The organism is Buchnera aphidicola (Myzocallis carpini), from assembly GCF_964059025.1.
GTDB lineage: Bacteria > Pseudomonadota > Gammaproteobacteria > Enterobacterales > Enterobacteriaceae > Buchnera_L > Buchnera_L aphidicola_AK.
The window spans coordinates 345,551-358,901 of sequence record NZ_OZ060376.1 but is presented as its reverse complement, the minus strand read 5'-3'; the positions used below and the strand labels follow the sequence as shown (position 1 = coordinate 358,901).

The following is a 13,351-nucleotide window of genomic DNA, read 5'->3' as shown; positions in this document are numbered from 1 at the left end:
TTTAAAATAATATTATTCTTTATTTTCATTATGATGTATTATAATTGGAGTATTTTTTTTTTTTACTACATTTTTATTGATAATTACTTTTTGAACATGATACATAGATGGTAAATTATACATAGTATCAAGTAAAATATTTTCTAGAATTGTTCTTAAACCTCTAGCTCCAATTTTTTTTCTTATTGCTTGTTTAGCAATTTCAAGAATAGCATCATTTTCGAAAATTAATTCTACATTTTCTAAAGAAAATATTTTTTGATATTGTTTGATGAGTGCATTTTTAGGGATAGATAAAATTTGATACAACATTTCTTTATTAACATTTTCTAGTGTAACAACAATAGGTAATCTTCCTATAAATTCAGGTATTAAACCAAAGTTTATAAGATCTTTTGACTCTACTTTATGTAACATATGAAAATTATTTTTGTGATTTTTATTAGTATTAATGGTAGCTTGGAAACCAATATTAGATTTTTTAAAATATCTTTTTTTAATAATTTTTTCTAACCCATTAAATGTTCCTGCACATATAAATAATATTTTCGAAGTATCGATTTGTAGGCATTCTTGTTGTGGGTGTTTTCTACCTCCTTTAGGTGGAACAGAAGCTATTGTACCCTCCATAATTTTTAATAAAGATTGTTGTACTCCTTCTCCAGAAACATCTCTAGTAATAGACATATTATCAGATTTTTTAGATATTTTATCAATTTCATCAATATATATAATTCCCATTTCAGCTTTGGAAATAATATAATTACATTTCTGTAATAGTTTTTGAAGAATACTTTCAACATCTTCTCCAACATATCCTGCTTCTGTTAGTGAAGTAGCATCTGTAATTACTATTGGAATATCGAGTAATGTTGCTAATGTTTCTGCTAATAATGTTTTTCCACTTCCTGTTGGACCAATTAATAATACATTACTTTTTTTTAATTCAATATCTTGATAATTAATATTATCAGAATATAAAATTCTTTTATAGTGATTATATATTGTTACTGAAAGTACTTTTTTTGCTTGATTTTGTCCAATTACATACTGATCAAGTTTTTTTTTTATTTTTTTTGGTTTGATTAATATTTTATCATTATGTGTATTTTGAATATTAAATGTATTTTTTTTAATAATTTGATAAAAAGAAGATACACATTCAGTACATATATGTGTATTATTTATCGATATTATTCCTTCTACTTCGGAACGGTTTTTTTTACAAAATAAACAAAAATATTGTGTTATTTTTTTTTCTTTGATATTTTTACTCATATAAATATTCTCTTTTAGTTATTTAAGATTTTAAATATATGTAATTCATTTTTATTATTTCTGTATATTAAAGAGTGTTATTATAATACATTAATTGCTGTTTTGCATATCGTTATTTTTTCTAGATTGTAATATAGAATCAATTAATCCATATTTTATAGATTCCCTTGCATTTAAAAAATGATCTCTTTCGGTATCCTGAATAATTTTTTGTATGTTTTGTCCAGTATGTAGTGCAAGAATTTTATTCATGGTATTTTTAATTTTTAAAATTTCATTTGTATGTATAATAAGATCAGATACTTGTCCTTGGTAACCCCCTAATGGTTGATGAATCATGACTTTAGAATTTTTTAAACAAAATCTTTTTCCTTTAGTACCTGAACATAATATTATTGCAGCCATTGAACATGCCTGTCCAATACAAATGGTATTAATATGGGGTTTTATAAATTGCATAGTGTCATAAATAGATATACCAGAAGAGATAATTCCTCCAGGTGAGTTAATATATAAGAAAATGTCTTTTTCTGGATTTTGAGACTCTAAAAATAATAGTTGTGCAACTACTATATTGGATAAATTATCTTCAATAGTTCCAGTTATAAATATGATTCTTTCTTTTAAAAGACGAGAGTATAGATCATACGATCTTTCTCCTGATTGTGTTTTTTCAATTACGGTAGGAATTAAGTAGTGATTAAATATTTTTTTGTTTTTTTTGTATAACATTTCTTATCCTATTTAAAAGTATTATAAAAGATAACTGATAGTTAAATATTAATGGACTATTTTTGATATAAATAATTTAATATTTCTGGTAAATCGAACGTTTTTGGTTGTATTGTACATACTTGTAATAAGTATTTTTGAATTTTATTTTCTAAAATATTATCTTGTATATTTTGAAGTAATTCAAGATATTTATGTTGTATATTTTTACTATTAAAAAATTTTAGATTTATATTATTATCTTTCATATATTTTTGTATTTCATTATTTGTTACTTGTAATTGATTTTGGTAAATAATTGCTTGTATTATAAGTTCGAATGTGAATTTTTTTTGTTCTTGATTTTTTATATTAGAATAATATTTTTTTTCAAGAATATTACCTTGATTTTTTATATATTTTTGTTCCATATTGTCTTGAAAAATTTTACTTTTTTCTTGTAGTATGTTTTCTGGAATTGCAATAATATTACTTTTTGTCAAGGATTTAAGTATTTGTTGATTTAAATATTTATTTTTCAAATATTTAATATATTTTTTAAATTGTATTTCTATAAAGTTTATAAATTCTTTTTGTGATTTTATTTGATTTTGTTTGTTTATAGTTTGGATAAAATGTTCTGTTGAATATACTGTTTGTGAAGATTCAACATTTTTTATATAAATCTTGATTGGAACATCTTGTAGTTGTAATTGACAATCTGGATGTTTTTTTGGAATATGAATGGTAGTACAAAAGTTTTCGTGAATCTTTTTTTTGAGAATTTCTTTTTCAATATCTTCAAGAATTATGTTTTTTCCAATAATAAATTGATATTCAAAGGTATTTTCATAACATTTTTTTTTTTTTTTTGTTATATTTATTTTACATAGAAGAGTAATTCTATTGTTTTGTTTAATTTTTTGATTATTAACATTCCATATTTTATGTTTTTTTCTCATGTATTCAATATAATGTGAAATATTATTTTTATTAATTGGAATGCACACATCATGAATAGTAATAAATTTTAATTTTTCCAAATTGATTTTTGGTATATATTGTACATTTATTTCATAAATTAGATCAGATTTTTCTTTATATTGCAGAATGTTAACTTTTGGTGGATGAATAGCATTAATATTATTTTTTTGTAAAATATATTGAATATTATTGTTAATAACATTATTAAAGATATTTTTTTGAATGATATCTTGATATTTATTTTTAATAATATTGATTGGTATTTTATTTTTTCTAAAACCGTTAATAATAGTTTTTTTTCTAATTTTTATAATTTCTTGTTTTTCTATGTTTTGTATTTTTTTTATAGGAATAGTTACTATTATTTTTTTTTCAAAATCCTTTGTTTCTTGTATAACACATTTCATTATTTTTCTCTTTTTTTAATAAAAAACTTTATAGATGATATAAGAATTTTATATTTTATAAAATTATAATATTATATTATATAATATCATAATATTAGACATGAATATTTTTATATTTTATTATTTTTTTTACAACTAATTTTTTGTATTTTTTCTTTATTTTTTATATCCCATTCTGCAATAGTATATGTATGTATAGATAATGAATGAATCATAGTACTTAATTCTTTGGAAAAAATTTGGTAAATAAAACGATGTCTTTGTAATAGTGATTGATTAATAAATTGATTACTAACAATCAATATTGTAATATGTTTTTTTGTATTTTTTTGATGGTGATGACTATTATCCAAGATTTTAAAATAATCAGTAGGAAAATATTTTTTGAGTTTTTTCAACATAATTTATAGTTATTAGTATGTATTATATAATTATATAGTATTTCTAATGTATTTAAATAATGATAATATCATATGTAAGAAATATTTTATATACTAAAATATTCATTTTTTTATACAATATTATTTGGAATATTTCACTTAAAATACGCAAGGTATATTGAGGTTATAAGAAATATTATGAATGGAATTTCGATTGTAAAAAATATAATATATACGATGGGAATATTTTTATTATTTGGTTTTCATAGTATGGTTTTTCAACCATCTGGAACAATAGCACAACAACAACATAAATTGATTTTTATATCATTTTTAACTATGTTAATTGTTGTGATACCAGTTATTTTTATGACTTTATTGTTTGTTTATTCATATCGTTCTTCTCAAAAGAATATTTATCGTCCTAATTGGAAACATTCTAATATTATTGAAGTAACAGTTTGGATTGTTCCTATTATAATTGTGATTTTTTTAAGTCTATTAACTTGGAGAACCTCTCATACATTAGATCCAAAAAGAAATATTACATCAATTCATCAGCCAATAAAAATTCATGCTATAGCACTAGATTGGAAGTGGTTATTTATCTATCCTAAAGAAAAAATTGCTACTATTAATGAATTGATTGTACCTGTTAATACACCTATTATTTTCAGTATTACATCGAATTCTGTTATGAGTTCTTTTTTTATTCCCGAATTAGGTAGTCAGGTATATGCAATGCCTAAAATGATTAGTCATGTTAATTTGTTAGCAAAATACCCAGGTCAATTTTATGGATTTTCTGCTAATTATAATGGTGAAGGTTTTTCTGATATGAAATTTAATACTTTAGTGGTACCAAATAAAAAAATTTTTAATAAATTTATAAATAAAATTCAACATGTTTCATACAAATTAAATACTATACATAAATTAAGTATTTTATGTCGTCCTAGTTTAATTAATGATGTTCAATATTTTTCACATGTATATCCCAATATTTTAAAGAGTTTTATGCTGCGTTCCATGTAGTAGGATAGATTGATAATACAAAATTAGAAGAATTCTTGTATTAAGATGATAATTTTTATTATTAAGGAAAAGAATATTATGTTTGGAAAATTGACAATAGGTGCGATTCCATATCATGAACCAATTATTATGATTACTGCTACTATTATTTTTTTAATGAGTTTGTTTATCATTTTTCAGATTACCCAATTAGGTAAATGGAAATATTTATGGTCAGAATGGATAACATCTGTAGATCATAAAAAAATTTCGGTAATGTATTTTATTCTTGCTTTTGTAATGTTATTTCGAGGATTTGTGGATGCAGTGATGATGCGTATGCAACAATATATTTCTTCTATGGGAGGAAAGGGTTTTTTACCTGCTTACCATTATGATCAAATATTTACTGTACATGGTGTAATTATGATTTTTTTTGTTGCTATGCCTTTAATTATCGCTTTAATGAATTTAGTAATACCTTTACAAATTGGGGCGAGAGATGTTGCTTTTCCATTTTTGAATAATTTAAGTTTTTGGTTGACTGCCAGTGGTGCATTATTAATTAATATATCTTTAATAATTGGGGAATTTGCAAGAACAGGATGGTTGGCATATCCTCCTTTATCTGGTATTCAATATAGTCCTGGAGTTGGTGTAGATTATTGGATTTGGGGTTTACAAATATCAGGAATTGGAACAACATTAAGTGGAATAAATTTTATAGTGACTATTTTAAAAATGCGAGCTCCTGGTATGAATTTATTTAAAATGCCAGTATTTGTATGGACTGTATTATGTTCTAATATTTTAATTATTTGTGCTTTTCCGGTTTTAACTATGACGTTAATATTACTTACTCTAGATCGTTATTGTAATTTTCATTTCTTTACTAATGATTTAGGTGGAAATGCTATGATGTATGTTAATTTAATTTGGATTTGGGGTCACCCAGAAGTATATATTTTAATATTACCTGCTTTTGGTGTATTTTCAGAAGTTGTATCTACCTTTTCAAGAAAATCCCTTTTTGGTTACATTTCTCTTGTTTGGGCTACAATATCTATTACAATATTATCTTTTATAGTATGGGTGCATCATTTTTTTACTATGGGTGCTGGAGCTAATGTAAATGCTTTTTTTGGAATTACCACGATGATTATTGCGATTCCAACGGGTGTAAAAATATTTAATTGGTTATTTACAATGTATCAGGGTCGTATTTATATGCATTCTTGTATGTTGTGGGCAATAGGATTTTTAATTACTTTTACTATTGGTGGTATGGCAGGAGTATTATTATCTATGCCGGCTATTGATTTTATTTTACATAATAGTGTATTTTTAGTTGCACATTTTCATACTGTTATTATTGGCGGAGTTGTATTTGGTTGTTTTTCAGGTATTACATATTGGTTTCCAAAATTATTTGGATTTAAATTAAATGAAAAGTGGGGAAAATATGCTTTTTATTGTTGGATAACTGGTTTTTTTACTGCTTTTATGCCGTTGTATTATTTGGGATTTATAGGTATGACACGTCGTATTAGTCAGAATATTGATTATAAATTTCATCCTATGTTATTAGTTTCTATGATTGGTGTTTTTTTTATTGCAGTTGGTATATTATGTCAATTAATACAATTATACGTTTCTATTAAATATAGACATTTAAATTGTGATTATGATGGTGATCCATGGGATGGAAGAACATTAGAGTGGTCTATTCCTTCTCCTCCTCCAATATATAATTTTTCACAAATTCCATTAGTATCTAATATAGATGATTTCTGGTATAAAAAACAAAAAGGTATATCTTGCAAAAAGAATCAATTATTTGATAGTATTCATATGCCTAAAAATACTAGTTTAGGTGTTATTTTAGGATTTCTTTCTTTTATTTTTGGTTTTTCAATGATTTGGCATATTTGGTGGATCAGTATTTTTGCTTTGATATTGAGTTTTATTATTTTTATCAATTATACATTATATGAAGATAGTTATTATATTTCAAGTGATCAAGTGAAAAAAATTGAAAGTAAATTTTTGTATATTAAAAAGGATAATATATGATTAAAAATCATATTTTAGATACAAAAAAATATTCCATGAAAAATCATACAGATATCTTTAGTAAGAAATCTGTTCTTGGTTTTTGGATATATTTAATGAGTGATTGTATATTATTTGCAACTATGTTTTCTGTATATTGTGTTATGTCACAAAATATCATTTTAGATAAAAGTTTTTTTAATTTAAAAATAGTTTTTGTAGAAACAGTAATATTATTATTAAGTTCTGTTTTTTACGGTATTTCCATTCTTAGTATAGAATATCAAAAATTTTTTTTGATATATTTTTTTTTATTATTATCATTTTTTTTCGGGGTATTTTTTATTGTATTGGAAATTTATGAATTTCATCATTTAATACAATTGGGATATAGTCCTCAAAATAGTGGATTATTATCTTCTTTTTTTACTTTAGTAGGTTTACATGGTGCACATGTTACCATAGGTTTGTTGTGGATGTTAGGTATTTTCTTACAAACATTCAAATTAAAATTTAATAATGTTATTTATAATCGTATGTTGTGTCTTGGATTATTTTGGCATTTTTTAGATATAATATGGATTTGTGTTTTTACTATTGTATATTTAATTGGAAAGATATAATGAATTCTATACTAAAAGTATGTTTTTTAGATAAGGTACTGCGTTATATATTAGGTTTTTTATTTTCTATAATATTAACTATTATTCCTTTTTTGGTTGTTATGCATCGTTATTTTACAAAAAAGAATACTGTGATAATTTTAATAGTATGTGCTTGTATTCAAATTATTGTACAATTAAAATATTTTTTACATTTAACATTTTCTAAAACAGGATATTGGAATATTGTTTTTTTAGTATTTACTATGTTAATTATTTGGATTATTATGTTTGGTTCTATATGGATCATGTATAATTTAAATCATCATTTTATTTATCCTATTAATGAATTAAAAAAATGAAAAAATATTTTCAATTAATTAAACCAGGTATTATTTTTGCAAATTTAATTTCAGTACTAGGAGGATTTTTTTTTTTTCAAAATAATTATAATATTAATTTTCATATACTTTTTTTTGTTTTAATTGCAATAAGTTGTATGATTGGATCTGGTTGTATTTTTAATAATATTATTGATATTGATATTGATAAAAAAATGGTTCGTACTCAAAAAAGAATATTAGTAAAATCTATTGTGAATATTTTTGTTATAAAAATTGTTGCAGTATTATTATTTTTATTTAGTGTATTAATATTTTTATTACAAGTGAATATACTATCTTGTTTATTATCTATTCTGGGATTCTTTTTTTATGTAGTATTATATAGTATATATACAAAAAGAATATCGATATATTCTACTATGATTGGTAGTATTTCTGGAGCAATACCCCCAATGGTTGGATATTGTTCCGTTTCTAATAATATTGATTCAAAGTCAATATTATTATTTTTCATATTTTGTATTTGGCAAGTCCCTCATTCATATTCTATTTACATATTGTATAAAGAAGATTATCTACTAGCGAATATACGTAATATTGTTACAGTATATGGTGTTATAGAAACAATTAAACAAATGTTATTTTATATTATTTTTTTTACATTTTTGATATTTTTATTATATCTTTTGCATTTTATTGATATCAAATTCTTAATAATATTAACTGTTTTAAATTTTTTATGGTTATTATTTACGTATTTATTTTATATTTTTCCTATACGAATTTTTTTTGCTAAATTTTTATTTTATTGGTCAATTATTATTATTATTTCTTTAAATATGATGTTTATATTCTATATTTAATTATATATTTTAATTTTTGTAACACTTTACAATTATTATATTCTATAAACATATATTTGATTTTGGTAATCCTGCAATTTTATTTGCTTGTTTAGCAATACCCTTTGGAAATAAGGATAATATATATATATTATTGCTATATTTTTTCCCCAGTTTTTTTTTTATTATGTTAAATAACATTCTACTTGGAGGGATGATATTGAAATCATCATAACATTTTCTAATTAAATATATTATTTCCCAATGTTTTTTATTTAAAATAATATTTTCTGTTTTTGCAATTGCTTTAGCAATATTTTCATTCCATAATGGGTACATATTTTTTTTCATAATATTTTTAAATAATTTATATTTTTTGATATACTATATATCATTTTATTATTACAGTTATATTTTTACGTATTTTAGTTATAATATTAGTATTTTTATACATTTAAAATATTAATATAAATTTTTTAAAAAATAATAAAATTTTTATAAAAATTTTAAAATATTTTATATTATAGTATTTTTAATGATTGTTTTTTATTTTTTTACATACTTGATCTAATATTCCATTAATAAATTTATGACTATTTTGGGATCCAAATAATTTTGCTAATTCAATACTTTCATTAATAGATACTTTATAAGGAATATCTAATCTTTCATATAGTTCGTAAAAAGATAATCTTAAAATAGCTTTTTCGATTTGTCCAAGTTCTTTTGATGCACGATGTAAATATAAAGTAATTTTTTTATCTATTATATGACAGTGGTTACGAATTCCAGTAATAATGTCATGTAAATAATGAATATCAATGTTTTTATTATTTATACTTCCTAAGTATTGTTTTTGAATATCAAAAATATTATTTTGAGATAATTCCCATGCATACAAAATTTGTATGATCAATTGTCTAGTTTTTGTTCTAGTATTTATTTCCATATATTGCCTTAATATTTTATGAAAAAATATGTGTAATATTATTGTTATTTTCAATTTTTTGGTTTGAGTATGACTCTGATATCGGTTCCAAATTTTTTAATATTCTGAAAACTAAATTTTGGTACTTCAGAAAGAGTTATATTTTTTTTGCTGAAATACAATGATTTTGCTGTGTTACCTAGCATTTTTGGTGCAATATATAGTATTAATTCATCTATCAAATTCATATTTAATAATTTACTATATAAATTTGGTCCACATTCTGTCCATATAATATTAATACCTTGACTACCTAAAAATTTAAATAGTTTTTTTAAATGAATTTTTTTTTTATATTGTGGTAGTATAATCTGTTTTACATGTTTTGGCCAATTTTTATCATCTTTTTGTAATCGAATCAACCAAACTTTTCCATTATTATTTTGAATGATATTATGTATTGGTTGAACCTGATTTTTGCTATCGATAATAATACGTATAGGTTGTAAATATGATTGGTATGAGTTATTATGTATTTTTTTATAATATCTTGCAGTTAATATTGGATTATCATGTAAAATTGTTGTACTGGTACTTAAAATAGCTGAACTTAGTGCTCGAAATTTGTGAACATTGTTTATAGATTCTTGAGAAGTAATCCATTTACTTTCACCGTTTTTCATAGATGTTTTTCCGTCTATTGAAATGGCCATTTTTAACTGAATCCATGGTATTCCGGTTTGCATTCTTTTAAAAAATCCCAAATTAATTTTTTGAGATTGTTGAGACAAAATTCCTACTGTTGTTTGAATACCATGTTTTTGTAAGTATTGAATACCTTGACCAGAAACTTTGGGATTAGGATCTAGTATAGAAATTACAACTCTTGTAATACCCGATTTTACAATTAATTTACAGCATGGTGGTGTTTTTCCGAAGTGATTACATGGTTCTAATGAAATATATGCTGTTCCATGTTTTGCTAATTTCCCTGCCATATTAATAGCATTTACTTCTGCATGGTTACTGCCTGCTTTTTCATGCCAACCTGTTCCAACGATTTTATTATTTTTTACAATTATACAACCTACATTTGGATTGGGATGTGTAGTATATTTTCCTTTTTGAGCTAATTTAATAGCTTTTTTCATAAAAAAAAGGTCTTTGAGGTATTTTGAATATTTTAATGTATCATTCATATTGCATTGGTATTATTAATTTTATATCATTGATAACATATATACATTATATTAATGTATTAATCTTTTTTGTAAATAATTTGAATAAGATTGATCATTTCTAATATAGTAATTGCTGCTTCATATCCTTTATTTCCATATTTTACTCCTGCTCTTTGTATTGCCTGTTCAACAGTGTTAGTAGTAAGTATTCCTAATGATATGGGAATGGTATTTTTTATACTAATTTCTGATATTTTATTAAAAATTGTACTCGCGATCATATCGAAATGTTTAGTTTCTCCTTGTATGATAGTACCCAATGCTATAATACCATTATATTTTTCTGTATTAGCAATAATGTTAGATATTATTGGTATTTCATAAGCACCTGGTATTCTAATAATATGAATATTATTATTTTTAAGATTTCCTATCCTTTTTAATGCATCTAATGCTCCGAACAACAAATGTTGATTAATAAAATCATTAAATCTTGGTACAATAATAGCGATTTTAGATGTTTTTAATCTTAAATCTCCTTCAAGAATTGTGATATTATTTTTTTGAAAATTTTTATCTACAGGTTCCACAATGATTTCCTTATTTTGCATTCATGCATGATGATTGATAGTATAATATAATTTTAAATATTGACTTTTATGTGTAAAATCTATATAATTAGATATATAGCGGGGTGGAGCAGTATGGTAGCTCGTCGGGCTCATAACCCGAAGGTCGCTGGTTCAAATCCAGCTCCCGCAAAAAATAAATATTTGAATATTCTTTCAATATTATTTATTAATGTTTTTATAACATATTTTTTATTCCGTTATATCGAATAATTTGATTATAAAAAGTTTTTATTAGTATTTTATTCTCTGTAAATATTTGAATTTTTTTTTTAGCTCTTGTAATAGCTGTATATAATAGTTCTGTAGTTAAAAGAATATTAAATCTATTTGGTAATATAATTGCTATTTCTTGAAATTCTGAACCTTGGGATTTATGTATTGTAATACTCCAAGCAACATCGTATTCTTTTTTATTTAAAATATTAATTGGTATGTTAATTACATGATTTTTTGTTGACAAAAAAGAAACTTGTAATTGATTTTTTTTATTTTTTGTGGTAATTCCAATATCTCCATTATACAAATTTAAATTTTTATTATTTTTATTAAAAATAATTGGTTTTCCAAAATACCAATAATTATTATCAATACGATATTTTTTAAATTTAATTTTTTTAATTATTGCATCTTCGATATTGTTATTAATTTTTTTTGTTCCAAACATAGTACTTTTCATAACACATAATGATCTATATTTATTAAAAATATTTATCATATTTATGATATTATTTTCCATGTTGATTGTATTGATGTATTTTAAGTAATATAATGCAATTGTATTAATCATATTAGAATATTTTTTTGTATTTGTTATATTATATATAATAATGTTATGAAATTTGTTTTGTAGAATTTTATTCAATATATCATTTTTTTTTTTAATAATAGCATTTGCAAAGATATTAATCTCTGATTTTTTTGAAAATCTGTATTGTTTTTTTAAGATATAAATACAATCATTTATGTAATTCAAGTGATGATTATTTATAATAGTATGATAGTTTGTCATTTTGTAAATTATTTTAGATATTCTTTCACTGTATTTATTATTTGCATAATAACAAATATCTTTAAGAATAGATCCATTTTCTATTGTAGGTAACTGATTTTTATCTCCTAAAAAAATTATTTTTGTATTTTGAGAAATTGCATCAAGTAATTTATTCATCATTAATAAATCTACCATAGAAGTTTCATCTATAATAATAACATCTGCAATTAATTTATTATATTTATTAAAATATGTATAATTATATTTTGTATTTATTCTAAGTAATTTGTGTATTGTAGTAATTTTTATTGTATTATTTTTACTTTTAATAATATAGTTATTATTATTTTTTAATTTTTCAATAATACAATTTTTTGCTTTTCCAGTAAAAGCTGCAATTTTTATTTTGTAGTGAATATCATATATTTTTGTAAAAATATTAACAATTTCTTGAATAATATTTGTTTTTCCTGTTCCGGGTCCACCAATAATAAAAGTAATTTTATTAATTAATATAAGACTGATAGCAATTTTATTTTGTTTAGATGGTATTTTACTTATTTCTTTTATATATTTATTAATAATATTGTCTTCTATGTTTAATATATTATTCTTTTGATTTTTAAAAAAATTTACAATTTTTTTTTCAATATACCAATTTTTATAAAGATATATGTTATTTTTTTCAATCACGATTGGTGTATCACTTTCTCCATTACCGATTATATTATCTTTGAGTAATTCTTGTTTCCAATCTTTAATATAAGAAATTTTTTTTATAATTTTTTGTGTTAATAGTTTTTCTCTACTAGGAAAGAATTTTTTTTCTTGAAAAATGTTAATTGGTAAGTAAGTGTTTCCTATGCTACTATAATAACTTAGGCATGTAAAAACTAATAAATTAATATTTTTTTTTTTTTTACAAATTAATTTTGCAAATTCTAAATCAATATTTCTAATTAATTTTTTTTGTATTGCTATTTTTAATAGTTTAATCATAATATA

Annotated in this window: 14 protein-coding genes and 1 tRNA gene; 6 read left to right on the top strand and 9 right to left on the bottom strand. The window is 22.1% G+C overall.

Annotated elements, in window-relative coordinates; genetic code table 11:
• Positions 1-12: 12 nt before the first annotated feature.
• The 4 genes from clpX to AB4W53_RS01615 form a co-directional block, all read right to left on the bottom strand.
• On the bottom strand, positions 13-1,278 hold the full coding sequence (gene clpX / locus AB4W53_RS01630; RefSeq protein WP_367671730.1) for an ATP-dependent Clp protease ATP-binding subunit ClpX: 1,266 nt from the start codon (positions 1,276-1,278) through the stop codon (positions 13-15).
• A 90-nt stretch (positions 1,279-1,368) separates the two neighbouring features.
• A complete protein-coding gene (gene clpP / locus AB4W53_RS01625) occupies positions 1,369-2,010 on the bottom strand; it encodes an ATP-dependent Clp endopeptidase proteolytic subunit ClpP (RefSeq protein ID WP_367671728.1) in 642 nt (213 codons plus the stop codon).
• 56 nt (positions 2,011-2,066) lie between these two features.
• Positions 2,067-3,380: a trigger factor gene (locus tag AB4W53_RS01620; RefSeq protein WP_367671726.1), complete on the bottom strand. Its 1,314-nt coding sequence runs from the start codon at positions 3,378-3,380 to the stop codon at positions 2,067-2,069.
• Positions 3,381-3,490: 110 nt separating this feature from the next.
• Positions 3,491-3,781, bottom strand: coding sequence for a BolA family protein (locus AB4W53_RS01615; protein ID WP_367671724.1), 291 nt, complete (start codon positions 3,779-3,781; stop codon positions 3,491-3,493).
• Between the two features lie 177 nt (positions 3,782-3,958).
• Here AB4W53_RS01615 and cyoA point away from each other — a divergent pair, with 177 nt between their 5' ends.
• The 5 genes from cyoA to cyoE all read left to right on the top strand — a co-directional run bounded on the left by cyoA (position 3,959) and on the right by cyoE (position 8,635).
• Positions 3,959-4,795, top strand: a complete 837-nt coding sequence (gene cyoA, locus AB4W53_RS01610) for a ubiquinol oxidase subunit II (protein WP_367671723.1) — start codon at positions 3,959-3,961, stop codon at positions 4,793-4,795.
• A 78-nt stretch (positions 4,796-4,873) separates the two neighbouring features.
• A complete protein-coding gene (gene cyoB, locus AB4W53_RS01605; RefSeq protein ID WP_367671721.1) occupies positions 4,874-6,847 on the top strand; it encodes a cytochrome o ubiquinol oxidase subunit I in 1,974 nt (657 codons plus the stop codon).
• Positions 6,844-7,449: a cytochrome c oxidase subunit 3 gene (locus AB4W53_RS01600; RefSeq protein ID WP_367671720.1), complete on the top strand. Its 606-nt coding sequence runs from the start codon at positions 6,844-6,846 to the stop codon at positions 7,447-7,449. Before cyoB ends, AB4W53_RS01600 begins: the two co-directional genes overlap by 4 nt.
• Entirely contained in the window at positions 7,449-7,790 is a 342-nt protein-coding gene (gene cyoD / locus AB4W53_RS01595; RefSeq protein WP_367671719.1) for a cytochrome o ubiquinol oxidase subunit IV, read from the top strand. Before AB4W53_RS01600 ends, cyoD begins: the two co-directional genes overlap by 1 nt.
• Positions 7,787-8,635, top strand: coding sequence for a heme o synthase (cyoE, locus tag AB4W53_RS01590; RefSeq protein WP_367671718.1), 849 nt, complete (start codon positions 7,787-7,789; stop codon positions 8,633-8,635). Before cyoD ends, cyoE begins: the two co-directional genes overlap by 4 nt.
• Positions 8,636-8,677: 42 nt before the next feature.
• Here the strand turns inward: cyoE and AB4W53_RS01585 are convergent, their stop codons facing one another.
• The 4 genes from AB4W53_RS01585 to ribE all read right to left on the bottom strand — a co-directional run bounded on the left by AB4W53_RS01585 (position 8,678) and on the right by ribE (position 11,313).
• Positions 8,678-8,965, bottom strand: coding sequence for a TusE/DsrC/DsvC family sulfur relay protein (locus AB4W53_RS01585; RefSeq protein WP_367671716.1), 288 nt, complete (start codon positions 8,963-8,965; stop codon positions 8,678-8,680).
• 181 nt (positions 8,966-9,146) lie between these two features.
• A complete protein-coding gene (gene nusB, locus AB4W53_RS01580; RefSeq protein ID WP_367671714.1) occupies positions 9,147-9,563 on the bottom strand; it encodes a transcription antitermination factor NusB in 417 nt (138 codons plus the stop codon).
• A gap of 50 nt (positions 9,564-9,613) precedes the next feature.
• Positions 9,614-10,693, bottom strand: a complete 1,080-nt coding sequence (gene ribD, locus AB4W53_RS01575; protein ID WP_367671712.1) for a bifunctional diaminohydroxyphosphoribosylaminopyrimidine deaminase/5-amino-6-(5-phosphoribosylamino)uracil reductase RibD — start codon at positions 10,691-10,693, stop codon at positions 9,614-9,616.
• Between the two features lie 107 nt (positions 10,694-10,800).
• Positions 10,801-11,313: a 6,7-dimethyl-8-ribityllumazine synthase gene (ribE, locus tag AB4W53_RS01570; RefSeq protein WP_367671710.1), complete on the bottom strand. Its 513-nt coding sequence runs from the start codon at positions 11,311-11,313 to the stop codon at positions 10,801-10,803.
• A 98-nt stretch (positions 11,314-11,411) separates the two neighbouring features.
• Here ribE and AB4W53_RS01565 point away from each other — a divergent pair.
• A tRNA-Met gene (locus AB4W53_RS01565) sits at positions 11,412-11,485 on the top strand.
• Positions 11,486-11,530: 45 nt separating this feature from the next.
• Here the strand turns inward: AB4W53_RS01565 and recD are convergent.
• Entirely contained in the window at positions 11,531-13,345 is a 1,815-nt protein-coding gene (recD, locus tag AB4W53_RS01560; protein ID WP_367671709.1) for an exodeoxyribonuclease V subunit alpha, read from the bottom strand.
• Positions 13,346-13,351 lie beyond the last annotated feature (6 nt).

What these genes read in the sequence shown, in the direction of transcription:
- clpX (WP_367671730.1), bottom strand. Translation starts at nt 1,278, where the DNA reads ATGAGTAAAAATATCAAAGAAAAAAAAATAACACAATATTTTTGTTTA.
- clpP (WP_367671728.1), bottom strand. Translation starts at nt 2,010, where the DNA reads ATGTTATACAAAAAAAACAAAAAAATATTTAATCACTACTTAATTCCT.
- AB4W53_RS01620 (WP_367671726.1), bottom strand. Translation starts at nt 3,380, where the DNA reads ATGAAATGTGTTATACAAGAAACAAAGGATTTTGAAAAAAAAATAATA.
- AB4W53_RS01615 (WP_367671724.1), bottom strand. Translation starts at nt 3,781, where the DNA reads ATGTTGAAAAAACTCAAAAAATATTTTCCTACTGATTATTTTAAAATC.
- cyoA (WP_367671723.1), top strand. Translation starts at nt 3,959, where the DNA reads ATGAATGGAATTTCGATTGTAAAAAATATAATATATACGATGGGAATA.
- cyoB (WP_367671721.1), top strand. Translation starts at nt 4,874, where the DNA reads ATGTTTGGAAAATTGACAATAGGTGCGATTCCATATCATGAACCAATT.
- AB4W53_RS01600 (WP_367671720.1), top strand. Translation starts at nt 6,844, where the DNA reads ATGATTAAAAATCATATTTTAGATACAAAAAAATATTCCATGAAAAAT.
- cyoD (WP_367671719.1), top strand. Translation starts at nt 7,449, where the DNA reads ATGAATTCTATACTAAAAGTATGTTTTTTAGATAAGGTACTGCGTTAT.
- cyoE (WP_367671718.1), top strand. Translation starts at nt 7,787, where the DNA reads ATGAAAAAATATTTTCAATTAATTAAACCAGGTATTATTTTTGCAAAT.
- AB4W53_RS01585 (WP_367671716.1), bottom strand. Translation starts at nt 8,965, where the DNA reads ATGAAAAAAAATATGTACCCATTATGGAATGAAAATATTGCTAAAGCA.
- nusB (WP_367671714.1), bottom strand. Translation starts at nt 9,563, where the DNA reads ATGGAAATAAATACTAGAACAAAAACTAGACAATTGATCATACAAATT.
- ribD (WP_367671712.1), bottom strand. Translation starts at nt 10,693, where the DNA reads ATGAAAAAAGCTATTAAATTAGCTCAAAAAGGAAAATATACTACACAT.
- recD (WP_367671709.1), bottom strand. Translation starts at nt 13,345, where the DNA reads ATGATTAAACTATTAAAAATAGCAATACAAAAAAAATTAATTAGAAAT.